A 24,192-nucleotide genomic window follows, 5' to 3' on the forward strand; every position below is an offset into this window, starting at 1 on the left:
AATCACGTTATGCAAAATTTTCTCAAAACGAAATCAATACTGCTAATTGTAATCATTGTGTTGACAGCATCCCGGTCAAACGGGCAGCAAATCAAACCTTCCAACAGTGGTTACGCACCCGTTAATGGCATCAAAGTTTATTACGAAGTATATGGCGAGGGCAGGCCTATCGTTTTACTACACGGAGCCTTTTACACGATCGATATGAACTGGGGCCAATTAATCCCTGATCTGTCAAAAACCAGGAAAGTAATTGCCATTGAAATGCAAGGACATGGGCATACTCCCTTTTCAGATAGAAATTTATCGATGACTACTTTAGCAAGTGACGTGGAGGGTGTGATGGATTACCTGAAAATTGACAGTGCTGATGTAGTAGGATATAGTATGGGGGGCTCAGTAGCTTACCAGTTTGCTGTACAAAGCCCTAAACGCTTAAGAAAATTAGTGATCATTTCCTCCACTTATAAATCAGCTGGTTGGTTACCTATAGTAAACAGTGCATTTAAAAATTTTAAACCCGAATTTTTTGATAATACGCCGATAAAAACCGGGTACGATGCAGTGGCGCCTGATAAAACAAAATGGACGAGCTTCTTAAAGCAGATGCTTGACTTCGCTAAAGTTCCATTCAACGTAGGTGACTCGAATATTGCAAAAATTACTGCGCCTGTATTAATTATTTCGGGTGACAATGACGGATTGGATAAAACTGAGTTGATGAAAACATATCAATTGTTGGGTGGTGGTGTTGCCGCAGACCTGCAGCCAATGCCAAAATCACATTTGGCCATTGTTCCTTCACAGGGACATGTGAGCCTGATGATGCAAACAAAAATAATCTTAGGTTACCTGAATGACTTTTTGAAATAAACATAATCATAGGTTCGAAAAGTGTCCAATCCGCCCGCCGATGCTCGTTCCCGCACGATTACTGTATCGAAACCGAACATCGTTGTCTCTCGCAGGCTCCGACAAAAGAATGATCTTCAAGACTTTATAAGCTCGGCATCCTTTTGGTGGCGTCCTAATGATTTGACAGCCTTACCCATCATAAACCCGACCTTCTCATGTTCCGCAACTATCTCAAGATTGCTTTCCGCAGCCTCAGTAAAAGCAAGGGCTTTACCGCCCTCAACATCATCGGCCTCGCTTCCGGCCTCGGTGTCTGTCTGCTGATCGTCCTGTACGTCACCGATGAGCTTAGTTACGACCGCTACAACGTAAACGCGGATCGCATCTACCGGGTCGATGAGGACGCCTATATCAACAACACCAGGTTCGTTTCTGCCAACACCTCCAAATTTTTCGGCCCCGCGCTCGTTGCTTCCTATCCGGAGATCCAGCAGATGGTGAGGTTTCGAAACACGGGCGACCTGTTTGTGAGGAAGGGTGACGACCACGTCCTCGATCATCACTTCACTTTCGCCGACTCGACGATCTTCAAGGTCTTCACGCTGCCCATGATCGCCGGCGACCCCAATACCGCCCTCAACAACCCTGGTTCCATCGTGATCGATGAAAGCGCCGCCCGCCGCTATTTCAACAGCACCGATGTCATCGGCCGCACGCTGGAGGTAGGGTATAAAAATAAGCCCCTCAAAATCACCGGGGTCATCCGGGACATGCCGGAACAGTCCCAATTCCATTTCAGCTTTATTCGCCCCCTCCGCGAAGCCTACACCTTTAATGACCCCAGCGACAACGACTGGTTAAGTAGTAATTATTATACCTATATCCTTGTCCGACCCGGCACCACGCGAGCCGAAGCCCAGAAGGATGTAGACGCGGTCGTCAACCTCAATGTCGGCCGGGCCCTCCAGGAAATGTTCCACGCTTCGGTCACCGACCTCGGGAAAGCGGGTAATCATTTCCGGTACCCCATCTTCCCTCTCACCGACGTGCACCTCTATTCCAATATGTCTTATGAGCTGGAAGCCAACAGCAATATCCAGTTTGTATACATCTTCTCCGTCATCGCCGTCCTCATCCTCCTGATCGCCTGCGTCAATTTCATGAACCTCAGCACCGCCCGCTCCGCCAACCGCGCCAAGGAAGTGGGCATCCGCAAGGTCACCGGCTCGACAAAGGGACACCTCATCATCCAATTCCTTACCGAGTCCATCCTGCTCAGCCTCTTCTCCCTCGCCCTTGCCCTTTGCATCGCTGTCCTGCTGCTACCGATGTTCAATCAGCTTGCCGGCAAATCGCTCCATCCCAACGTGCTTTTCAGCGGTCGGTTCCTGCCCATCCTCATTCTCCTGGTGCTGGTGGTCGGCTGTCTAGCAGGCAGCTACCCCGCCTTCTACCTTAGTTCCTTTCAGCCGATTCATGTATTGAAAGGAAAAATAGCCGCAGGCTTCAAGAGCAGCTGGCTCCGCAGCAGCCTGGTGGTCTTTCAATTTTTCATTTCTATCGGCCTTGTCGTGAGCACCCTCGTCATCTATCGCCAGCTTCACTATATTCGAAATAAGGAAGTCGGCTTTAATCGGGATCAGGTACTCGTCCTCCATAACATCGGGTCGCTCGGCCAGGAAGGCACGACCAATCTTCGCAAGGACCTGCTCACCCTTGCCGGGGTCACCGACGCAACCGTCACCAACGACATCCCCACCGCCGGCGGCGACCAGTACCAACAGCCAGGCTGGTTCCAGGATGCCTCGCTCGACGCCAGGAAGGCGACCTTTATGACCACGCTCAGGGTCGACGACCATTATGTTCCCACGCTCGGCATGCAGATCGTCAAAGGCCGCAACTTCGACCTCGCGCAATTTCCAACCGACTCCACCGCCATCATCCTTAATGAAGCCGCCGTAGCGATGCTCGGTGTGAAGGACCCGTTCAATCTTCTTCTCTACAATCGGGCGGATGAGGTCAATCCCGATCGGGACGATTCGACGGCTCACTTCAAGCATATCGCCTTTCATGTCATCGGTGTCGTAAAGGATTTTAACTATAACTCCATGCATGACAAGATCCACCCCCTTGTCATGATCGCCAACACGTTTATATGGAATACCATGGCCGTCCGCTTTCACACGAAGGATGTCTTCAGTCTCCTCCGGCAGGTGGAAAGTAAGGTCCATGCCGCTAAGCAAGGACTTCCCTTCAACTATACCTTCATGGATAACGACTTTGATCGATTGTACCACGCCGAGCAGCAGACCGGCCAGGTCTTCATCACCTTCGCCGTCTTCGCCATCCTCATTGCCTGCCTCGGTCTTTTCGGCCTCGCTACTTATGCTGCCGAACAACGCACCAAGGAGATCGGGATCCGGAAGGTCCTTGGCGCCAGCGTCAATAGTATCGTCGGCCTTCTCAGCAGGGAATTCACGATCCTTGTCGGGATCGCTGCGCTCATCGCCTTCCCCGCTGCGTGGTGGGGTATGTACAAATGGCTCGAAACGTTTGCCTATCGTACGGAGATCAGTTGGTGGATCTTCGTCGTGGCCGGCGCCGCCGCCCTCATCATTGCCCTGCTGACGGTCAGTATTCAGACCATCCGCGCGGCCCTCGCTAACCCCATAAAATCCCTTCGCAGCGAATGAGCGGCGAATTATTTTCGGGTCCGGATCACACAGAAAAACGGAAGCCTTCAAATCGTCAGAGTTGAAGGCTTCCGTTTACTCCGCAAGTTGCGGTTATTTCCATCGCATTTTTGAGGCGTTATATTCCGTTCTGTATCTTCTGTATTTTTTCTAATTCGATCACATCCACCTGATCTTTCGGCCTATTGACGGCTTTTTTGTTTGCTATCAACTGATTGATATGTAAGAATGGGACTTGTACGCCGTCGATATCAGCGATAGATGCCATTTGAAGACACTCTTCGAAATTATATCCTTCAAGACCCTTCATATCAACAAGGATGTCCAATCGAAGACCATTCATTAAACGAAAATCTGTCCAGCCGGGGACAAATTGCATAGTTTCTAGCATGTAATAATCTCCCATGCCACATTCGATAAACGCCTGCCTAAGTCGTTGCCTGTTTTCTGCGTTGTCTTCGATCCAAATATCTAAATCACCTGTATATCGTGAAAAACCGTGTAGGTTTGTCGCGTATCCTCCAACCATGATATATCTTACCCGGGAGTTTTGCAAAGCTGCCCAGAATTTTAGTATTTCCTCGTCAAAAATATCCATTCGTGTTACTTGCTGATAAAGGGCTTATGTGTGATGACCGCCTTCTTCATTGTTTGCTGAATCTTATACAACCTTGTCGCCATCAGGAACCGCTCCTTGTAGGAACGGCGAAGGTTCTCCCGCAACATTTCTATTTCCGCCTTTTCAAAGCCAGAAGTTTGTTTAGAAAGAGATTGATTACTATCGTTATAAGTTGACGAGACCATAAAATATCACCCAAGTTAATGAATCTTATTGATTTTACAAAAAGGGCCGCGCCCTTATGTGTTGATTATCACGTATTTAAATTTATATACTTGTATGAGAATAGTTTTTTCCTGGCTCCCCCTTTATGGATCAAAAGCTTTCCCTGAACGGAGTTTCTTTCCGCCACCTGGGCGAACCTATCGTACAACAAACAATCGCCCTCAATTCATCGACCTTGGTTTCAACGGTGAAGGCTATTTAATCCGTTATATTATATTTACACTACCCGGCCATCATTGTAACAATCATGAGCTACATATATCGAAAAAAGAAACGAGAAATAGCATCATTTATACTCTTCAAGGACTGGCTGGAAGAAAGGGAATTCCGATATCGAAAATGGACGCCTCTCCTAACCTTAATTTTATCGGTGGTGGCTCTTGCCGTTTCAATCATAAGCCTATTTTATAGTAACAAATGACAAATTCAGCCTTTATGATAACCGGATTTGAAATGTGGATTGCGAAAAAATTAGGGGATAAGGCGGCTGATGCTCTCGTCCCTGGCAGGTGGGTGCCTAAACATCTGAAATTCCATGATGTAACGCTAACCTATATCTATTCCCATTTTGACGAAATGGAAAACCATGTCAGGGAAGGGGGAACCCGAAAGGTTTTTCATATCGAAATTGCAGCCTCAATTTATAATAGGCATTTGGAGCCAATGATCATGCGTAAGCTTCAATTGGAAGCGCTGGTAAATGGGAAAGCCTATCATTTAAGGCTTTTAGAAATGGAAGAAGAGCAGTGGATAGCAAACTATAATATTCCCGCAAAAACACTTGTTACAAATTCCTGGTATGCTTATACAGATGGAGCTGGGCTGAATAATGAAAAGGGTATGATTCCCTTACACAGGAACAACAATCAAATCGAGTTTCATTTAACCTATTTTGATGAGCGGGATAAAAGCAGACGAATCCCGGCCCTCGTCGAAAGCGCCAGCGCTCTCGATCCCCGCTTTATTGTTGGGTTTGGCAATTGCGACTAGTGGCCTTTAGCCACCCTTACCGTTTACGGTTTTTGGCAGCCTGGAACTACTCAGCGGTATCCCCGCCTTTCCCATTTTTAAAACTTCTCCGTATCCGGCTGAGCGATTGCTGGGTGATCCCCAGGTAGGAGGCAACGTCACTTAAAGGAACCCGAAGCATGATGTCCGGTTGTTGGGAAATGAATTTATGGTACCGGATGGTCGCTTCTTCGCCCATAAGGCTGTTCCGGATCTTGATCTTATCCAACAGCGCTTGCTGGGTAATGCGCTCTACGAGGTTTTTAAAATAAGGCAATTGAGCATAGAGGGCTTCTAGTGATGTTTTCGAAAACACCAGCAGTTCGCCGGTCGTAGCAGCGACAATGCTCTCCTGCGCAACAATGTTGCCATTGAAGCTGTATAAAATAGTACAAAATCTGTTTTCTTTGATGAAGAATTGAATGACGTCGGTACCCTTTTCGTTGATGGAAATGATCTTGAGGATCCCTGAAACAACAAAGAATAATTCTTTTGCTGTTTTGCCTTGCTGAAGCAAAACCTGACCGGGAACAATATCCTTCTGCTGGAGATGCTGGCTGATCAGCTCAACATCTGCCGTCGGGATTTCCCTAAATAGGTTCAGGAATCTATAGAAGGCCTTTTTGTTCGCTTCCATAAGCGCAAAAATACATTAAAAGTCAGGTCTATACCGCCAAATCGTATACCGAATCACCGGCACACCAATCGCCGCCGGCAGCAACCACCACACCCACCCGGGTGCCATTTGCACATTGACCACCACCACAGCGGTGAGCGTCGCGATATATGCCCCGCCCATGCCATTGATGTGGTCGTACCACCAATGCATCTTGTCCCTGGGGCCGCGGGTAAACTTCAGTATGTCCTGGAACACGGCACGCGCCCCCAGGCTGCCAAAGACGATTGCCACGATCCCAAAGCGATCCCCGCCCAGGGCGGCAAACACGCCCCACCACAGGAGGTATCCGATAAAGAGGCCCGCGATGGCCATGATACCCCAGTCCAATGGTGTCGCCTTTTGCCCTCTCCCGAGCTTTTTCAGGTAAAGGATCCGGTACCCCCTGACGACCATATAATAACTGAAAAAACCAACCGTCAACAGGAAGTGGTTGTCGTGCGCTATGGCAAGCGTGACAACGCTGAGAAAGACGGCGGTCATGGACCAGAAATAAACCCGCCCGGCCAACCGGTGTGCCTTCCCACCTTTTGAGGTGACGATGGCACTAAACCCAGCGAAAAGGGCGATCGTCCCCCCGGTGATATGCAATGCCAATACAGCGACAAGAAATGAATGCATCGTACGTGTTTCCTGCTAAGGTAGCCTCGGTGGGGAGCGGCTTCCAAAAGCAAGGGGCGGCCTGCAAGGCTTTGGGGCGAACGGGAAGGCTATGTCTTTTTCAGCAGTTGCCGGATGTCCGCGGTGAGACCCCTGGAAACCGGGACTACCTGGCCAGACGCCAGGTGCAACTTCAATCCCTGCGCATTCCCGGTGACCAGGACGACCTTCGACAGGTTGACAATGTATCCTCGGTGGCAGCGAAAAAATCCCGGATGGCCCTTCAGGTCTTCTTCCGCCCGTTTTAGCGCGCTCCTAAGCAGGACCGGGGGGGTGCTTGCCCGGAAAACCCGGATATAATTATCCGATGCCTCGATGCAAACAAGGTCGTCCGGCGTCATTTCCAGGTTTTCGCTGGGATTTTCCGACCGGAGCAATACCAGGCCGGTCACCGGCTGTAGCACCGGGGGGGCAGCTAATTCTTTTTGGATCGTATCCGCGGCAAGCCGGTATTTTTTCAGGAGCCTATTCTCTTTAAGCAATACACTGACCACATAAGGTATGAGCCCGATGGCCACCACCATCCCTATCAAGGTAAGATAACCGCCCTGGCGCCCATACCGCACTGCGGTATAGAGACAGACCCCTGTCCCCACCACGGCGAACGCGACCGCATCCGAAATGATTTCCCGGCCCACGGTCCACCGGCGTTCGTCGTATGCCCTCTTGAAAATCAAGGGGGGCAGGCGCATGAACAACAAACAAACCGTGACGATGCCTCCATAAACGACCGCCGCCCCGGCCTCTCCAAACTGGAACGGATCGAAAAGGGCCAGGAAAACCGCCGTAAAGGCGCCATACCCGAATGCAGTCAGCACCTCAACCTTTTCCGGGGTCCGGGGGTAGGGGCGTTTCATCTCCACACCGGTACCTTTATATAGCTGTCCGAAAACCACTTTATTTCCAACGGCTCCTTCGCATCTGCAATCGTCTCGTCGCTGACATCTTTTCCGGTGCCGTAGTTGATCTGCCAGCCCGGGCTCTTGTTGATGCGGAGTACGATGACCAGCCGGCTGCCTTTGCTTAGTGCTTTGGCGGTCATGCCGGCTTTATCGACAGGAATGGTTTCTTTCCTTCCGGGTTCCAGTAACTGCCGGTTACTGTGGTCCTTCGCATAACTTGCCCTTAGCAAAGCAGATTCGAGGTAGAAATATTTCCCGTCAGGCATTCGTTCGTAGAGATACATGGCCAGGTCCATGTCTCGCTTATTGAGGGCCGCCTTCAGCGACGCAACAAAAGAACCACTCACGATCAATGGTTGTTCCATGGGCTTGGAGATAAAACTAATCGCATTTTTGGCATCGATCGTTTTGTCGATGATCTTAAATGCCTCTTCATCCGAAGCCGAATCGGTCCGGTCGGCCAGATCGACTTCCTGGCGGATAAACTCGTCGGGCCGGGGTACTTCGCTGAGCTTATAATGCTGGTCGACCCGGATGTTACCGAGGTAGAAAGTGAGCGTATCATTACTCATATCGGCCAGCGATGGGACGTGCTTCCATTCATTGGCGCCCATGACTTCGTAATTGACTTTATCCTGGAGAAGGGCGGGTCGGGCACTGTCTTTTAGCACATAGTTGAACCACTTGATCCCGAGGTCGGTAAAATTGAATGCGGTGGCTACGGAATCCACTTTGTATCCATATAATTCTGTCTGGGGATACCCCTGCGCGCCCCCGTGATTGTAAGGGCCGATGACAAGGTAGTTATCAGCATGGGGATTGTGAAGATAGTGCTCGCGGTAGTAATGCATCGCCCCTTTGCCATCACCATCATAATAACCCGTCGTCGTCAGTACAGGTATATTGATTTTCGAAAAGTCCTGCCCATAGGCCCTCGTGTTCTGCCAGAAGCTGTCAAAGGAGGGATGCTGCAGCCAGCGTTGAAAAATCGGATTCGGCCTGCCTTCTACAGTATCCAATGCACGATAGGCGGCTCCTCGCCTGTACCAGTTCATGTTGACGGAATCCCAGTGGTTGGTATTGTTGAAGTCGACGTTGTCGGTTTGCTTGCTATTGGTTACATAATGAATCCATTGAAGCATATAGCTCATGAAGATATTGCCCCCCATGGGAAAGTCTATCCCCGAACCTACCGCCACTTCCGGCATGATGGTTTTGAGTGCAGGATGAAGGCTCTTGGCTGCCGCCCATTGGGCGAAACCGAGATAGCTTCCGCCGGTCATGCCGACTTTTTTATCGCTCCACGGTTGATTGCTGATCCAGTCGATCACATCATAGGCGTCGTCCGCGTCGTGCTCGAAGGGTTCGATCGCCTGCGGGCTTTTCCCCTTGCCTCTTGTAAAGGCCATCACGCAGGCGTAGCCGCTGGAAACATATCTCTTTATCATTGCGGCATCATTTGCGGAATCGATGTAGATATTGAAAATGAAAATCGTGGGCAGCTTGCCTTTTGCATCCCCGGGGCGCCCTGCTTCGGCCTCTATCAGGCTGCCATCGCGCGTTTTGATAAGCACCTGGTCGATGATGAATTCCTTTTTGTCCTCAGCCGCAACGATCGGGTTCATCAACAGCATAATGTCGCTGTAAACGATATAGGAGTTATAGACACGGATCAATTGCGCCGCTTCTTTTAGAGAGATCGTGTCCTTTTGTCGCTGGATGTCTATAAGTTGGTCGAGGCCTTTTTTCAAAGGCCGGATGTCGTAAAGGAGGCGAACCGAAAGGATATACCTCGCATCCGCGTCCAGTCGCTCATATTCGGTGGCAAATATCCTCTTAAAACAATCCCCGAAGGAAAGGTTCCCTTTCTGGGAGGCGAGCTTGGCTTTTGCAAACGTACTGTATTGAAACCCCAAGCCGTTAATTCCTTTTTGACCGGCGGATGGTATGACGCTCCTGAGGGAATCGATGGTGGCAATGGCCTGGTCGTATTGTTTGGCCATTAACTGGAAGCGAAACAAGTTATCGTAATAATCTGTCTTGTCTTCATTCTTGTACTCGGTGATGACCTGCGCTGCAAGCGCCGGAATCGCTGCGGCCAGCGTTACGCTGTCTTTGAAATTCTCTTTGGGGAAGAAGATTTGCTGTGCGGACAACTGGTGAAAGAAAAAAAGGAAGGCGGGGAAAAACACTTTTCTCATGGCTGTGGTGGTTAGTAGCTTCCTTTAAAGATAAGCCTTTCCGGGGTTTGGGAAAACAGGTCTTTATACGCTGGAAAAGAACACCAGCAGATCGGAATTTTGGCAAAAACAAACCTATGCCAAAGTATTCCATCGTTTTTATCAACAACTCCAATAACAGTTGGGATTTTTGCTGTTTCCAGAAGGACGTCAACTTCCAGGCTTTCGGTGCCATGTCCCTGGCCTGGTTTGTAAAAAAATGTTTTCCCGGCACGACCTGTACCTTCAGTTGGGCAATTTTTATATCATTCAAACAGCCAATGTTCCGGCAAATACAGCCACCGTGGGGATCGCCATGTCCGGGGCGGCCACTATCGTTACACCGGCGCAGCCGAACATCCAGCTTGCGATTGCACCACATGCCCGGTATTATGTCGCATTTGGCCAATTCGAAGCGGGAAAGGCGATGAGCGAACAGGAAATGTCCCAGGGCGTAGAGGTGGTCTTCCCCCCAGACCGGCCGCTAGGCCCCCCAGGTAAGTTTAGGAATTCCTGAAATTTACCCCTATGTTTGTATATGTTCAGACATTTGGACAAAATACGCATGACCCGATTAAAGCTTGCCGCCCTCGCACTGACATTGTCTTTTACACAATGTATCCGGGCCCAGACCCCCGTTAAGGAAATCATCGTCATTTTCAAAACCCATTTCGACATCGGCTATACCCATAGGGTCAAAGACATCGTGCATTATTACCGCACCGATATGATCGATCATGCGCTCACCATCATGGATTCGTCCCGGTCGTTGCCGGTGGAGCAACAGTTTAAATGGACCTGTCCGGGCTGGGTGATGGCCAAGGTGATGGAGCCCTGGCCGGGGCAGACGGAAGAGCGGAGGCAGAAGCTGGATGAGGCCTTTAGCAAGGGTCGATTCATCACCCATGCGATGCCTTTTACCATCGAAACCGACGTCTGTGAGCCGGAGGTATTGACACGCGGCCTGGTTTTCGCTTCAAGGCTGACAAGGCAATATCACCTGCCGCTGCCGATTGCCGCGAAGGTGACGGATATTCCCTCTCACTCGGGCGAGCTGGCCACGGTATTGGGCAATGCGGGGGTAAAGTTTTTGCACATAGGATGTAACTGGCCCAGTGGTTTTGTACAAACGCCCGGTCTTTTCTGGTGGGAAGGGCCGGATGGCTCCCGGGTGTTGACATTTTATTCAAGCATTTATGGGACGGCTGTCGGTCTCGGCTGGCCAAGCGATTGGGGAGGTAGTGATCACTTTGTGGGGCATGGATTGCTGCCGCCGGCTGATTGGCCCTATAAGGTCTGGCCGGCCATTTTTGTAACGCTGGACAACAGCGGCCCCCCGGATGAGAAACAAGTGAAAGCGTTGTTTGAGGAGGCCAGGGCAAAGCTGCCGGGGGTAAAAATCCGGGTGGGGACGATGGATGATTTCGCGAGGGACATTCTTGCCGGACACCCCGAATTGCCGGTCGTAAAAAAGGAAATGCCCGATACCTGGATCCATGGATTCATGTCCGATCCGGGTGGTTCGGCACTGTCACGGGCGTCAGCTCCCTTACTAGCCGGGGATGAGCTATTGAATACGCAACTGAAGATATGGGGACTACCGGTGTCGCCTGTTGCCGATTCTATGGCGAAGGCGTATGAATTGATGGCTTTGTACGCAGAACATACCTGGGGAAGCGCGAGGGACATTGAACAATATGGAGAGGAATTTAAAAAACTGCCTCCTTCAACCTACGCCGATCTGGAAGCATCCTGGGAGGATAAAACCGATTATATCCGCCATGCCTGGCATATTGCCGATCAACTGAAGCAGGATAACCTCAGGTGGCTGGCGCACGAGGTAGCATGTGATCCAAACAGTGTCATAGTTTTCAATCCGTTGCCGTGGCAGAGAAGCGGTGTGGTGAATGTCAACGGCCAGTCGGTCCTTGTAAAAAATGTGCCCGCAAGTGGGTATAAAACGGTGAAGATACCGGACAAACCAAAGACAGCGACAGGTAATTTTATCGAGAATCAATACTATAAAATTACGTTCGATGTTGCAAGCGGCACTATACAGTCTCTGATGGACAAGCGTACCGGTCATGATTGGGCCGCTAACGTATCGGGGGTGCAAACAGGTCAATATTGCAATGAACGATTCACCTTCGAACAAACGGCGCAGTATACGGAAGCATACCAGCAACGACGCGCCTGGAATGCCTTTGGTGCTAAAGGAGACTGGCTGCACCCGGGTATGCACAAACCTGGTATGATTTCCGGTAAAGTCGTCCCTTACCGGATGGCGTCTCCTGTAGGTGGAAAGCTGAGCATTTATGTGGCTGGGCCGCAACAGACGGCTGTTTTGGACATGCCCGCCGATACGGCCCGGCATTTGCCCGCGTCGAGATTAAAGGTAACCTTGGTGGATGAGCAGCCTTATGTCGATATGGAGGTGACCATTCTGGATAAAGCGAAGGACAATTGGCCGGAAGCCGACTGGCTGGCACTTCCGTTCCATATTAAAAACCCGGTCTTCAAGGTGTATCGTTCATTGGGCGTGATGGATCCCGGGATGGATATAGCAAAAGGAGCAAACAAGTACCTGTATACGGCAGGGCAGGGGGTTACCATGGCTGATGCGAGCGGTAACGGCATAGCCGTTTGCCCCCTGGATCATCCGCTGATCAGCCTGGATACACCCGGTTGCTGGAAATTTTCGCTTGATTTTATTCCCCGGAAGCCCGTGGTGTATGTCAATTTATACAACAACCAATGGAATACAAATTACCGGTATTGGTATCCCGGCACCTGGAGCTCCCGCATCAGGATCTGGACATTCAATAACCATACCCCGAAGGGGGGCATATTGCCGGTTCCTGCATTGGAAGCCCGTTATCCGCTTCAGGTAGCCGTTCCGGAAAACAGCACCGGCCAATTGCCCGGCGAACAAAGCGGGGTGGCGGTGTCACGGAAGGGGGTATTGGTGACGGCTTTTGGCGAAGACCCCGATGGCAACCCCGGTACCTTACTGCGTTTGTGGGAAATGACGGGCGTGTCCGGTGACATCAGGATTACCTTGCCGGGGTACCGGCATTTCACCAGTGCCACGCCAATAAACCTCCGGGGCGAAGTTGCCGGAAAGAAAATCCCCATAGTAAATGGGCAATTTACTATGGGGATCAAAGCATTCGGTCCTGCCAGCTTTAATTTGCAATAGGGCCGCTGCCTGTTTGAGCAGCCGGTTTAATGCTATTGGAAGTGACCTGGTAATTGCTGGCCAACTTCGCAATTTCATGGGGCGTGAGTACCCGGTTGTACAGCCGGATATTGTCCAATTTACCATTAAGGCTTTGCAGGTCCTGGTTCCACCAGGCGCCGATGACGATGTTGGAGCTTTGACAGCAGTTGGACACGCTTCCTGTACTGTGTGCACTGGAGATCAATTGGCCATTGACATATACCTGGATCAGCCCCTTGTGGTAGATGCCAATGACGTTATACCAAGCGCCCGGTACGGGAATGAATCCGGTTGAATCGACCTTGTTCAGCGCGTCGTTCGTTGCGTTGCCTTCGCATCCAACCGTCGTATCTTCGGTACCCATAGCCAGTTGAGTAGTGGGGCCAACTACACTACCTATGACAAAGTTGACGCCCTTCGCAACGGTGGGGTTTACCATGGCGATGTAATATTCCGGCCGGTTGTCGTTGACCATCACGCCAAAAGACAGCGAATAGGCCGTATCGAATTTGATGGAACCGTTATTGGTAACGATGACCCTTTCGCCGTTACCCGTAGCGCCAAATGCGTTGTTCGCATAGCCGTGGGCGTCATAGGTCAGGACGCTTCCGATGGCGGTCGTGGGGTTATTGTTGCCGCTGGAGTCGGCGATATTCCCGGAAAAAGGCAGATACAGCAACAGACCCTTGGTCAGGTTGACGGTGGTATCGGTCGTGGAGGTCGGGTTGGAGCTGCTTTTGGTGCAGGAGTTCACCAGGAATGCCGCCATCACGATAAGGATTCCGGAGAGTGCGGACAATTTCTTGTAAGTCATGGAGTTGTGGGGTTGAGGTTCAATTGATATAGGGGAACTTGCCCCAAAGATAATTAAATGGGGTGGATTGTAGCCACTTGTGTAAGGCAACTTCCAAGTATTACGATATCCCTTTTTTTCTTTCCTAAATACCTTGCACCCTGCTTATTAACCCGTAACTATGAGAAAAAGCTTACCTCATGTGCTGCTCTGCCTTGTGCTGTCCCTTGCGGGCGTGTATACACTAAAAGCACAATGCCCTGCGTCCACCCCCCTTGTTATGAATTCGGTCACCACTACCGAAAGCCGGTGCCAGGCTTCCGGCACGGCGACCGTGTCCGCATCGGGTGGGTCAACGCCCTATACGTACAGCATCATTGCCGGTCCCACCTTGTCAGCACCGCAATCCTCGAATATATTGCAGTCGCTGGCACCGGGCACCTATACGGTGCAGGTCACCGATAATTGCAATACATCGGTGACCAGCTCTTTTACCGTTACCGGTACGTATGCGGTTCCGTCGGTGGCAATCAGCACACAAATGCCCTCCTGCCCGTCAAGCAGCGATGGTTCGATCACCATTAATATTACCAATGGCCGGGCGCCGCTGGCTTTTTCGCTGGTCAGCCCTTCGCCCGTCACCGCGGGTCCGCAGACCGGCAATGTATTTACCGGCCTGCCGGTCGGTACCTATACTTGTCAGGTCACCGATTCCTGCGGAAATTTCCAAACCAGGACAGTGGTGCTTACCAGCGCCAGCGCTGTGAATTTTTACAACGCCAACTTCTGGTACATTTCCTGCGACTCATTTGCTTACGCGGTAACGCTGAATGTAGCGTCCAGTTTCAAACCTCCCTACACCCTTACATTGCCGCTTCCGGGTGGCCAGGTCTTGACGCACGTGCTTACAAATCCCACGGTCGTGGGGGCCGGTTATATCATGGATACGTTCTATTTCAGGTATCATCATATCAACGGGGACAACGAAGTATTGACCATAACGGCTGCCGACGGTTGCGGGTCTTCCAATACCACTGCCTATTTTATGGAAAACCTCAATATGCGTCCGACGCCCACGCTCGCCACGACCTGCGGTACGCAATATACCTATACATTTGACTATGACTATGACAATGCGCTGCAACCTTCGACGCTGCATTGCGGCACCATTACGTATACATTGGTAAGCCCTTCCGGAACCGTGCTGGCCTCACAGCTCAATAATTCGACCTTCAGCGGTTATCCTCCGGGTACGGGTTATCAAGTGATACGGCAGGATTGTTGCGAAAGAGACACGCTGTTATTCGACTGGGACACGGTACCGGCATTTACGATAACCAATGCGTTCGTCTATAAGTATGCCACCTGTAAGGAAGGGACATCCGCCGTGGAATTGGAATTCTATCCGACAAACAGGACGGGGGACATCGTGTTTGCCTCCGGTCCGCCTACGATGACCCTGGCCGACGGTACCACGCAAACCCTGACTTACCCGGATACGATCCACAACATATTGCTTGGAACCCTGGTCTATGTAAATTATTTCACGGTGGGCACCTATAAATTATATGTCAATACTGCTTGTGGAGAGACCGACAGCGTCACGGTAACGGTGGATTCTTCGGACCTGCGGCATTCTACGTTTTCGGCCCCGCTGATAAAGGGTTGTGCGGGTGCTAATAAAATCATGCTGAACGCCGCGTCGAATACGGTACTTAACGCTGCTCACCAATACGGACATATCACGGTCAATACGTCTTATGATACGTATTTCGCCAATTCCCCATTTACCGATTCGATCGTGAATGTGCCATCGGGTACCACCTGGTATGCTTCGTTTCATTATCTGAATCCTTTCCAGCCGATCGTGTACCCTAATGACATGGCTACCTGGGGCTGCGACGCGATCAACGACACGATCGTGGTTCCCAGCTATACCCAGCCCGAATTTAATGCCTCGGCCGCCGTCGCCATTTGCGGCGCCACCCGGCAGGTGGCATTGCTGCCCGACAGCAGCACCGGTGTAACGCCTTATGAATTCCAGATCGTCTCCGGCCCAACGACCACCGCGCTGCAAACAAGCCCGGTATTTTCGGGGATTTCAGCCGGTACGTATACCTTCCAGATGGTCGACGCCTGCGACAACAGCTTTTCCCGCAGCATTACCATCGATACCCTGACGGCACCCACGGTGGTGGCTACCGGGAGCACCTGCGTCGGTAGTGACATGACGTTAACGTTGCCGGCCAGCCCTTTCTACAGCTATTCATGGCAGCTTCCCGACGGCAGCACCAGCACATCCAATACACTGGCTTTACATCCCGTGACGGCATCCGATATCGGAACGTATACCATATCCGTCACCAGCGCCATAGGCGGCTGTACCAATATCACCACCGAATGGTTTTCGTTGAACTCCTGCCTGCCCTTGTTGGAAACGCTGCTCGGTTTCAGCGGCGAGTGGAATCAAGACAACATCAATCTGTACTGGCAAACGACCGACGAACTGAACCTGAGTTATTACATAGTGGAGCGAAGCACAGATGGATACACCTATACGCCGGTGCAACGGGTGACGGCCGGCGACGGATTGCTGAATAATTATACCGCAACCGACACCCATGTGCCGGAGGGGACGGTGTACTACCGGTTGCAGATGGTGAAATTCAACGGCCAGGTAGACTATAGCGGAATTATTTCTTTCAGTAAAGCGCAGACGCAGTCATATAACGTTCATCCAACCCTGGTTACGGGAGATGTCCCGGTTACGGTGACTTGTCCGCGCACGATCAATAATACCTTTATACGGGTGATTGGTGTCGACGGCAAAGTATGGCTTACCGGCAGTATTCCCGCGGGGTCGACAGCCGGGAGCATCGATGTTTCCAGCCTGGCGAAGGGGATGTACTTCGTTGTTTTAATTAACGACGGCAGGACGGTGGCGGCGAAGATCCTAAAACAATAAAACCGGGAAATAATTACAACCAATCGGGAAGTATCCTCACCGCCTCCGCCTGGGTTTCGTGTGATCTTTGTCTTGTCAAACACAAACAATCACACTAAATCAAAAAAAGATGAAAACGGTAAAAAATGTAGTGCTCGTTCATGGTGCATTCGTCGATGGTTCCGGTTACAAAGGGGTTTATGAAAACCTGACCAGGCAAGGATATAATGTCACCGTGGTGCAAAACCCGCTCACGTCCCTGGCCGACGACGCCAAAGCCACCAAAATCGCCCTGGATGCGCAAGACGGCCCCGCCATCCTGGCTGGCCACTCCTGGGGCGGCGTCGTGATCACCGAAGCCGGTAATCACCCGAACGTGGCAGGATTGGTCTATATAGCGGCTTTTCAACCGGACAACGGGGAGACCGCCCTGCAATGGTTTATGACTGCCCCGCCCGCACCGGAGAATGGGGTGCTCAACGCGGATGACAAGGGGATTGTATATTATGACAGGGCCAAGTACCACGCCGGTTTTTGCGGCGACGTGAGCAAAGAAGAGGCCGAATTTATGTGCGCCTCCCAGGGGCAATTTTATGGCGAGTGTTTTGTTACGCCGGTGACCGACGCGGCCTGGAGGAAGAAGCCGGCGTACGGCATCATCGCAACGGAAGACAAAAGCATCAACCCCGACATCCAGCACGCCATGTACAAACGGTCCAATACCCAGGTGATCGAGGTCAAAGGCAGTCACGCCGTATATGTGTCGCAGCCCGATAAAGTGGCTGCATACATCGCCCACGCCGCCAAAGAACTGTCCGCCGAATAAAGACGTAAGCCCCACCCGGTAAACAGGTGGGGCTTACCTTTTTCTTTCGTATTTTGTATAATGAAGCTGCATATAAAGGAGGAAAAAACGGGCGGAGAATTATTCCTTTTTAAGGACGAGCCGGCGTTTGACCGGTTATATTTTGCAAAGGACCGGTTCAATAAGTATTTTACGATTGCCTGGAATCCGGGGGCGCCGCAGGCGGTGACTATAGATGGAACGGAATATACGTTTCCTTCCCATTCCATGGTCACCCTTTTGTTTAACCAGTCTTTTAGCTTTGAAGACGCCTCCGGTATCATCGGCTGGCAATTTAACCGTGAATTTTACTGCATCATCGACCATGACAGCGAGGTGAGTTGTGTCGGGTTCCTGTTCAGCAGCACGGACCACCTTTTTGTTACACTGAACGAACAGCATCAGGAAAGACTGCAATTGCTGTCCGCTGTTTTCATCCAGGAATTCCGGACCAAAGACCATATTCAGCATGAAATGCTGCTGGTATTGTTAAAACGGCTCATCATCTATGTAACCGGGCTGGCAAAGTCATCTTACGCCCCGACGCCAAAGAACCAGGAAGACCGGTTCCATATTGTCCGCAAATTCAATTTGCTGGTCGAGATGCATTTTAAGACGGAGCATTCGGTTCAATTTTATGCAGAGCAACTTTGCAAGTCTCCTAAAACTTTATCCAATCTTTTTTCGATCTACAAACAGAAGACGCCGTCCCAGATCATCCAGGAAAGAGTGATCGTAGAAGCCAAACGTCTTTTGCGCTTTACAGACAAGTCGGTGAAGCATATCACGTTTGAGCTTGGTTTCGAGGACGTGGCCTACTTCTCCAATTTTTTCAAGAAGAATACCGGAATATCACCTTCGGACTTTAGGGGTTCCCCGGCTGCCAGCCTCCCCCCAACGCCACATACAGGTCTACAATAGCCTGCAACTCCTGTAACTTATCCGCCACCCCATTCAGTTGCGCCGTCAGCAGGTTCTGCTCGGAGGTCAGCACGTCGTTATAGTTGGTATTGGCGGTGTATTTTAAGAGTTCATGGGTATAGTCGACCGCTTTTTTGAGGGACTCGATCTGGGCGGAACGAACCACCTGTTTATGGATCGCCTGCTCATAGCTGAATAAATCGTTGGACACCTCAGCCCCGGCGTTCAACAGGGTGGATTGGTAGTCGTTCAGCGCCTTTGCCTGCGAAGCTTTTGCCTGTTTAAGCCTTGCCTTGTTTGTGCCTTGCTGGAAGATCGGTTGTGTAAGCCCGCCGGCAAGCTCCCCGAAGAGGTTACCCGCGCTAAAGAAGTCCTTTACGGCCATGGCATACAAACCGCCTTCGGCCGTTATGGAAAGGGTAGGGTAGAAATAAGCCCTTGCGGCGTTGGTTGTCTCGAATGCCTCGCGGTAAGCGTATTCGGCCTGCAAGATATCGGGCCTGTTGCGCAAAAGCTGTGAGGGGATCCCTGTTTCGAGGTTCCGAAGGGGGATCTGACTTTCCAGTGTGGACCGGTCGATGGGACCCGCCGGCCGGCCCAGGAGGACGCTCAATGCGTTTTCCGTCGTCCTGATCTGGGACTCGATGTCGTATTGCGAGACTTCGGCGGAATGCAGGTTTGCTTCGCTTTCCACCACATCGGCGGCCGTCACTACGTCGCCGTCCAGCAGGGCACGCATGGTTTCGACATCCTGTTTGCGGTTGTCGATGGTGGCATGGGTGATCGTCAACTCTGCGTCATACGCTAAAAGGGTATAGTAGTCGTCGGCGATATCGGCAATGAGTTTTGTCTGCACGCCCTGAAGGGCGGCGACCGATTGATAAAAACCAGCCAGCGCCGCCTTTTTGGAGCTTTTGAGTTTCCCCCAAATATCCGCCTCCCAACTGCTGCTGAGGTAGACCTGGTAAACCGGCGAGGAGGGGACGCTGATACCATAAGTTTGCGCGGAAGACAATTTTTGAATCGTTGCACCCGCGTCGGCGCTCAGGCTCGGAAGAAGGGCTGCCCTCGATTGTTGCAGGGTGGCTTCGGAGGAATGGATGGTTTCTATGGCGCTTTTTATATCCAGGTTGGCGGAAAGCCCCTCCTGTATCAGCGCCTGGAGCTTGGGATCGCTGAAAAGGCTTCGCCAGGGCAGCGTGGCCAGGGTCGTCGTGTCAACCATGGCCTGGTCCCGGTAATGGGTGGGCAGGGCGGTTGCCGGTTTGCTATAAGGCTGGGTGACTTTACAGGAGGAGAAGAAAAGGCCGGCGAAGAGGATTACCATTAACGGGCGGATAGGGATGGGGTTGTGCTCGTCTTCCGGCTCATCCAGCGGCCGGGCCGGGCCGCTGAACCTTTCCTGCAATCCCTGGAAAAGCACATACAATACCGGCGTGAGAAAGACGCCCAGTATCGTCCCCGTCAACATGCCTCCGATGGCCCCCGTGCCGATGGACCGGTTGCCGTGTGCGCCGACGCCACTGGAGAACATAAGGGGCATCAGTCCGAAAATGAAGGCGAAGGAGGTCATCAGGATCGGCCGGAGCCTTGCCTGTGCGCCCTCGATGGCGGATTGCACCAGGGGCATGCCCAGCCTGCGGCGGTCGATGGCGAACTCTACGATGAGAATGGCGTTCTTGGATAGCAGCCCGATGAGCATCACCATGCAGACCTGCATGTAGATATTTTTGTCGAGGCCGAAAAGACGGGCAAAAAGCAATTGCCCCGTCAATCCCACCGGCAAGGAGAGCAGGACCGCCAGGGGTAGGAGGTAGCTCTCATATAAGCCGCTTAGGATGAAATAAACAAAGACAAGCGAAAGGATAAAGATATACACCGTCTGCGTTCCGCTGTTCTCCTCTTCGAGGCTTATACCGGAGAATTCATACCCGTAACCGGACGGGAGCGAGCGGGCGGCGACATCCCGGATGGCCTGTAGGGCCTGGCCGGTGCTGTAAGCAGGGCTTGGTGATCCGCTGACGGACATGGAGGAGAAAAGGTTAAAGCGGGAAATGCTTTCCGGGCCATAGACCCGATGCATGGAAATGAAGGAGGAAACCGGCGCCATCCCGCTGTCGGTGACCCGGATATAAATCTTGTTCAGCCCTTCGATACTGGCCCGGTAAGCCGTATCCGCCTGTACCATCACCCGGTATTGTTTGCCGAACTCCGTAAAATTGGATGCGTAGGAAGCGCCGTAATAGATGCTGATCGTGTTGAGCAGGGAAGACACCGATATATTGGCCTGCTTACACCGGGCGACATTGACCTCCATCAGGTATTGCGGGAAATTGGGATTGAACGGCGTGGACGCGAACATGATCTCGGGCCTTTTGCGGAGCCCGGCCAGGAAAGACTGGGCAACCTGGTAAAACTCCGCCGTGGAATGCCCGCCTTTGTCTTCTAACTGGAACTCGAAACCACCGCTGTTGCTGAAACCGGTGATCGTCGGCAGAGAGAAGGACAGGAGGTCGGCATCCTTGAAGTGGGCCGTCCGACGGTTTATTTCCTGAATGACGTCATTGTTGGTGATGCCTTTTCTTTTGCCCCAGTCTTTGAGCTCAAGGATGAGTATGGCATAGGAACTCCCGCTGCCTGCCAGAAAGTTCTGCCCTACGAGGCGGATGGACCGTTCCACACCGGGGACCGTGCTGAGCATCTTGTCGAGCGTATCGGCCACCTGCCCGGACCGTTCGAGGGAGGAAGCCGGGGGCAGGGTGATATTGACAAATACAACCCCCATGTCTTCATCCGGCACAAAGCTGGAGGGCGTATACGTGAAAAGAAGGTAGAAACCGGTACCGAAGAAAAGGACCGCGATGGCGGCGATCCAGGTTCGATGCGTCAGAAACCGCACGCACCGGCTATATTTTTCGGCCATCGCCGCATAGGCTGCATTAAAGCCCTGTTGGAAACGCCGTTTGATCGTAGCCCCCTCCTCTTCGTGTAGCGGCTTCAGGAAAAGCGCCGCCAGCGCGGGGCAAAGGGTTAGGGCATTGATGGCCGAGATGAGGATGGCGACGGCAAGGGTAACGCCAAACTGCTTGAAGAAAACACCGGTCGAGCCGCCGATGAAGGTTACGGGAATGAATACTGCCGACATCACCAGGGTGATGGACACGATCGCTCCGCTGATCTCGCCCATGGCATCGATGGCGGCCTTTCGCGGCGACCGGTAACCCTGCTCCAGTTTCGCGTGTACCGCTTCGACCACGACGATGGCATCGTCCACGACAATGCCTATGGCCAGGACCAGGGCGAACAGGGTAAGCAGGTTAATGCTGTAGCCGAAAAGATACAGGAAGAAAAATGTTCCGGTGATGGCGACCGGGACGGAGACCCCGTGTATAATGGTAGACCGGACGTCTTGCAGGAAGATGAAGATCACCAGGAAAACCAGTGCGAAACATTCCACTAGGGTACGCACGACCTTTTCAATGGATGCATCCAGGAACTTATTGATATCCACATCTACCTGGTAATGCACGCCGGCAGGCAGGGACCCGGCGGCTTGTTCCAGCACTTTTTCGGACGCCAGGATGACGCTGCGGGCATTGGAACCCGGTATCTGGCTCACGGCCAGCATGGCGGCGGGCTTACCCTGCGCCAGCCCGTAAACACTATAGTCTTGTGCCCCCAGCTCGACGCGTGCGACGTCGCTGAGCCGTACAAGGCCTCCATCGGAAGATGCTTTTACGATGATATTGCTGAATTCCGGCACCGACTTCAACTGGCCGGTGTAGCGGATCACGTATTGGAAGCTCTGGTCGCTGTTCTCGCCAAACTTGCCGGGCGCGGCTTCCATGTTCTGTTCGCTCAACGCGTCGTTGACATCTTGAGGTGTGAGCTTGTACGCCGCCATCTTATCCGGCTTTAGCCAGATGCGCATCGAGTACTTCCGGGAACCGAAAACCGAGGCATTGCCTACGCCATTCAGCCGTTTTAGTTGCGGCAGGATATTGATCTCCGCGTAATTCTGCAGGAAGGTCCCGTCGTAGGCCGGGTTGTCGCTGTATAAAGAAGCGATCAGCAAAAGGCTGGACTGTTGCTTGTTCACCGTCACGCCGGCCTGGGATACCGTTGCGGGAAGCAGACTGGTGGCACTGGAAACCCGGTTTTGGACGTTAACGGCATCCATGTCGGGGTTCGTACCCACCCTGAAATAAACGGAAATGGTAGCGCTCCCGGTATTCGTGGCCGTGGAGGTCATGTAGCTCATCCCCTCCACCCCGTTGATCGCTTCTTCCAGCGGAACAATGACACTTTTCAGTACGACGTCGGCATTGGCGCCCGTATAGGTGGCGCTCACCTGGATAGTGGGTGGAGAGATATCCGGATACTGCGCCACCGGGAGTTGTACCATCCCCACGATGCCCAGCAGGACGATAATGACGGAGATGACGGTGCTTAATACAGGCCTTCTTATAAATATCTTCAGCATGTGTTTTTTTTACTGGACGGGTTGGATCAGGAGACTGTCCCGAAGGGTAGTCAGCCCATTCAGGACGATGCGTTCACCGCTTTTCAGACCGTCGGAGACGATAAAGGACTTGCCGTCGTCCGTCGGAGTTGCCGTGATCGCCACGGCATGGACCCTGTTATCCGGCTGCACCACATACACCAGCCTTTTATCCTGTTGTTCGAAAGTGGCGCTTTGCGGCACCAGGAGGGCCGAGTCCAGGTGCAGGGGAATGCGCACAAAACCGGTGGCCCCGCTTCGCAGGAGTCCCTGCGGATTGTCAAAAACAGCTTTTATCGTAAATGACCCCATGCCGCTGCTGATCAATCCGCTGGCGGTTTTCAATCTGCCTTGCAGCGCATAGAGCGAGCCGTCCGCAAGAACCAGGGTCACTGCCGGGAAACGGTCGAGGGCGCGCTGAAGGTCTTCCGCACGGGCATCTTTTAACAACCCGAGGGTGGTTTTCTCATCCATGGTGAAGTAGGCATATACCTGCCGGATGTCGGACAACATTGTCAGGGCGCTGCTGCTGGTACTGCCGATCAACGAACCGATCTTGTACGGGATGGTTCCGATCACGCCCTCGTGCGGACTTCGGATGATGGTGTAGGACAGGTTGGTCCGCGCATTTTCAAGGCTGGCCTTTGCCTCGGCGAGGGCTGCTTCCTTGGTCCGCAGGGTGTAATCCGCCGACTCCAGTTCGTATTTACTGACGATCTGTTTGTCGACCAGCGGCTTGACCTTCGCGTAACTCATTTTAGCGGTAGCGAGGTCTGCGTCGGCCGTCTGGACCGCGGCTTCCGAGCTGCGGACTTCCTGTTCATACTGGGGATTTTTGATCGTGAATAACAACTGGTCCTTATTGACCTTAGCCCCTTCGCTCACGTTGATGGTGGCCAGGTATCCGGTGATCATGGGCCTGATCTCGATGTCCTGTCTTCCCTGGATGGTGGCGGGATAGTCCTTGTGCGTGGACACGGAAGCGGTGGCCAAAAGAAGGACGGAATACCGTTCCGGAGCTGCACCGGAATTGGGCGGTTGTCCATTCTGGCAGGAATAGAGAAAGTTGAACAGGAAAAGCGGGATGATGATTATTCTTTTCATGTCGCTCA

The 24,192-nt window shown here is 52.1% G+C and carries 17 protein-coding genes; 9 read left to right on the forward strand and 8 right to left on the reverse strand.

Going from position 1 to position 24,192, the window contains the following annotated elements:
* Nucleotides 1–9: 9 nt before the first annotated feature.
* Both EDB95_RS24765 and EDB95_RS24770 read left to right on the forward strand, forming a co-directional pair.
* Nucleotides 10–873, forward strand: a complete 864-nt coding sequence (locus EDB95_RS24765; protein ID WP_133998916.1) for an alpha/beta fold hydrolase — start codon at nt 10–12, stop codon at nt 871–873.
* Nucleotides 874–1,070: 197 nt separating this feature from the next.
* Entirely contained in the window at nt 1,071–3,548 is a 2,478-nt protein-coding gene (locus EDB95_RS24770) for an ABC transporter permease (RefSeq protein ID WP_133998919.1), read from the forward strand.
* A 118-nt stretch (nt 3,549–3,666) separates the two neighbouring features.
* Here EDB95_RS24770 and EDB95_RS24775 read toward each other — a convergent pair whose 3' ends face one another.
* Nucleotides 3,667–4,146, reverse strand: coding sequence for a hypothetical protein (locus EDB95_RS24775; RefSeq protein WP_133998922.1), 480 nt, complete (start codon nt 4,144–4,146; stop codon nt 3,667–3,669).
* Nucleotides 4,147–4,446: 300 nt separating this feature from the next.
* On the opposite strand from EDB95_RS24775, the gene EDB95_RS24780 reads away from it, so the two are divergent.
* Nucleotides 4,447–4,803: a hypothetical protein gene (locus EDB95_RS24780; RefSeq protein WP_133998925.1), complete on the forward strand. Its 357-nt coding sequence runs from the start codon at nt 4,447–4,449 to the stop codon at nt 4,801–4,803.
* Nucleotides 4,804–4,809: 6 nt separating this feature from the next.
* The gene (locus tag EDB95_RS24785) at nt 4,810–5,382 is read left to right on the forward strand and encodes a hypothetical protein (RefSeq protein WP_133998928.1); all 573 of its coding nucleotides are present in this window, start codon (nt 4,810–4,812) and stop codon (nt 5,380–5,382) included.
* A gap of 46 nt (nt 5,383–5,428) precedes the next feature.
* On the opposite strand, the gene EDB95_RS24790 is transcribed toward EDB95_RS24785, so the two are convergent.
* The 4 genes from EDB95_RS24790 to EDB95_RS24805 all read right to left on the reverse strand — a co-directional run bounded on the left by EDB95_RS24790 (nt 5,429) and on the right by EDB95_RS24805 (nt 9,839).
* A complete protein-coding gene (locus tag EDB95_RS24790; protein WP_133998931.1) occupies nt 5,429–6,037 on the reverse strand; it encodes a Crp/Fnr family transcriptional regulator in 609 nt (202 codons plus the stop codon).
* Between the two features lie 15 nt (nt 6,038–6,052).
* Nucleotides 6,053–6,697, reverse strand: a complete 645-nt coding sequence (locus tag EDB95_RS24795) for a hypothetical protein (RefSeq protein ID WP_133998934.1) — start codon at nt 6,695–6,697, stop codon at nt 6,053–6,055.
* 89 nt (nt 6,698–6,786) lie between these two features.
* A complete protein-coding gene (locus EDB95_RS24800) occupies nt 6,787–7,593 on the reverse strand; it encodes a LytR/AlgR family response regulator transcription factor (protein ID WP_133998937.1) in 807 nt (268 codons plus the stop codon).
* Complete coding sequence (locus EDB95_RS24805) at nt 7,590–9,839, reverse strand: CocE/NonD family hydrolase (protein WP_133998940.1); 2,250 nt, start codon at nt 9,837–9,839, stop codon at nt 7,590–7,592. Before EDB95_RS24805 ends, EDB95_RS24800 begins: the two co-directional genes overlap by 4 nt.
* Nucleotides 9,840–10,077: 238 nt before the next feature.
* On the opposite strand from EDB95_RS24805, the gene EDB95_RS24810 reads away from it, so the two are divergent.
* Together EDB95_RS24810 and EDB95_RS24815 are read left to right on the forward strand one after the other, a co-directional pair.
* Nucleotides 10,078–10,374, forward strand: coding sequence for a hypothetical protein (locus EDB95_RS24810; RefSeq protein ID WP_133998943.1), 297 nt, complete (start codon nt 10,078–10,080; stop codon nt 10,372–10,374).
* A gap of 48 nt (nt 10,375–10,422) precedes the next feature.
* Nucleotides 10,423–13,056: a glycoside hydrolase family 38 N-terminal domain-containing protein gene (locus EDB95_RS24815; protein ID WP_162852781.1), complete on the forward strand. Its 2,634-nt coding sequence runs from the start codon at nt 10,423–10,425 to the stop codon at nt 13,054–13,056.
* On the opposite strand, the gene EDB95_RS24820 is transcribed toward EDB95_RS24815, so the two are convergent.
* Nucleotides 13,043–13,891, reverse strand: coding sequence for a LamG domain-containing protein (locus EDB95_RS24820; protein ID WP_133998949.1), 849 nt, complete (start codon nt 13,889–13,891; stop codon nt 13,043–13,045). The genes EDB95_RS24815 and EDB95_RS24820 overlap by 14 nt on opposite strands.
* A 160-nt stretch (nt 13,892–14,051) precedes the next feature.
* Here EDB95_RS24820 and EDB95_RS24825 point away from each other — a divergent pair, with 160 nt between their 5' ends.
* The 3 genes from EDB95_RS24825 (at nt 14,052) to EDB95_RS24835 (ending at nt 18,579) form a co-directional block, all read left to right on the forward strand.
* Nucleotides 14,052–16,835, forward strand: a complete 2,784-nt coding sequence (locus EDB95_RS24825; RefSeq protein WP_133998952.1) for a T9SS type A sorting domain-containing protein — start codon at nt 14,052–14,054, stop codon at nt 16,833–16,835.
* A gap of 109 nt (nt 16,836–16,944) precedes the next feature.
* A complete protein-coding gene (locus EDB95_RS24830) occupies nt 16,945–17,640 on the forward strand; it encodes an alpha/beta hydrolase (protein ID WP_133998955.1) in 696 nt (231 codons plus the stop codon).
* Nucleotides 17,641–17,700: 60 nt separating this feature from the next.
* Complete coding sequence (locus tag EDB95_RS24835) at nt 17,701–18,579, forward strand: helix-turn-helix domain-containing protein (protein WP_133998958.1); 879 nt, start codon at nt 17,701–17,703, stop codon at nt 18,577–18,579.
* Here EDB95_RS24835 and EDB95_RS24840 read toward each other — a convergent pair.
* Entirely contained in the window at nt 18,524–23,062 is a 4,539-nt protein-coding gene (locus EDB95_RS24840) for an efflux RND transporter permease subunit (RefSeq protein WP_133998961.1), read from the reverse strand. The two genes, EDB95_RS24835 and EDB95_RS24840, sit on opposite strands and share 56 nt — an antisense overlap.
* A gap of 9 nt (nt 23,063–23,071) precedes the next feature.
* Nucleotides 23,072–24,184, reverse strand: coding sequence for an efflux RND transporter periplasmic adaptor subunit (locus EDB95_RS24845; protein ID WP_162852782.1), 1,113 nt, complete (start codon nt 24,182–24,184; stop codon nt 23,072–23,074).
* Nucleotides 24,185–24,192 lie beyond the last annotated feature (8 nt).

The organism is Dinghuibacter silviterrae (assembly GCF_004366355.1).
GTDB classification, from domain to species: domain Bacteria; phylum Bacteroidota; class Bacteroidia; order Chitinophagales; family Chitinophagaceae; genus Dinghuibacter; species Dinghuibacter silviterrae.

Bases quoted from the DNA above. Each gene is read 5' to 3' on its own strand.
- EDB95_RS24765 (WP_133998916.1), top strand. From the start codon at position 10: ATGCAAAATTTTCTCAAAACGAAATCAATACTGCTAATTGTAATCATT.
- EDB95_RS24770 (WP_133998919.1), top strand. From the start codon at position 1,071: ATGTTCCGCAACTATCTCAAGATTGCTTTCCGCAGCCTCAGTAAAAGC.
- EDB95_RS24775 (WP_133998922.1), bottom strand. From the start codon at position 4,146: ATGGATATTTTTGACGAGGAAATACTAAAATTCTGGGCAGCTTTGCAA.
- EDB95_RS24780 (WP_133998925.1), top strand. From the start codon at position 4,447: ATGAGAATAGTTTTTTCCTGGCTCCCCCTTTATGGATCAAAAGCTTTC.
- EDB95_RS24785 (WP_133998928.1), top strand. From the start codon at position 4,810: ATGACAAATTCAGCCTTTATGATAACCGGATTTGAAATGTGGATTGCG.
- EDB95_RS24790 (WP_133998931.1), bottom strand. From the start codon at position 6,037: ATGGAAGCGAACAAAAAGGCCTTCTATAGATTCCTGAACCTATTTAGG.
- EDB95_RS24795 (WP_133998934.1), bottom strand. From the start codon at position 6,697: ATGCATTCATTTCTTGTCGCTGTATTGGCATTGCATATCACCGGGGGG.
- EDB95_RS24800 (WP_133998937.1), bottom strand. From the start codon at position 7,593: ATGAAACGCCCCTACCCCCGGACCCCGGAAAAGGTTGAGGTGCTGACT.
- EDB95_RS24805 (WP_133998940.1), bottom strand. From the start codon at position 9,839: ATGAGAAAAGTGTTTTTCCCCGCCTTCCTTTTTTTCTTTCACCAGTTG.
- EDB95_RS24810 (WP_133998943.1), top strand. From the start codon at position 10,078: ATGTTTTCCCGGCACGACCTGTACCTTCAGTTGGGCAATTTTTATATC.
- EDB95_RS24815 (WP_162852781.1), top strand. From the start codon at position 10,423: ATGACCCGATTAAAGCTTGCCGCCCTCGCACTGACATTGTCTTTTACA.
- EDB95_RS24820 (WP_133998949.1), bottom strand. From the start codon at position 13,891: ATGACTTACAAGAAATTGTCCGCACTCTCCGGAATCCTTATCGTGATG.
- EDB95_RS24825 (WP_133998952.1), top strand. From the start codon at position 14,052: ATGAGAAAAAGCTTACCTCATGTGCTGCTCTGCCTTGTGCTGTCCCTT.
- EDB95_RS24830 (WP_133998955.1), top strand. From the start codon at position 16,945: ATGAAAACGGTAAAAAATGTAGTGCTCGTTCATGGTGCATTCGTCGAT.
- EDB95_RS24835 (WP_133998958.1), top strand. From the start codon at position 17,701: ATGAAGCTGCATATAAAGGAGGAAAAAACGGGCGGAGAATTATTCCTT.
- EDB95_RS24840 (WP_133998961.1), bottom strand. From the start codon at position 23,062: ATGCTGAAGATATTTATAAGAAGGCCTGTATTAAGCACCGTCATCTCC.
- EDB95_RS24845 (WP_162852782.1), bottom strand. From the start codon at position 24,184: ATGAAAAGAATAATCATCATCCCGCTTTTCCTGTTCAACTTTCTCTAT.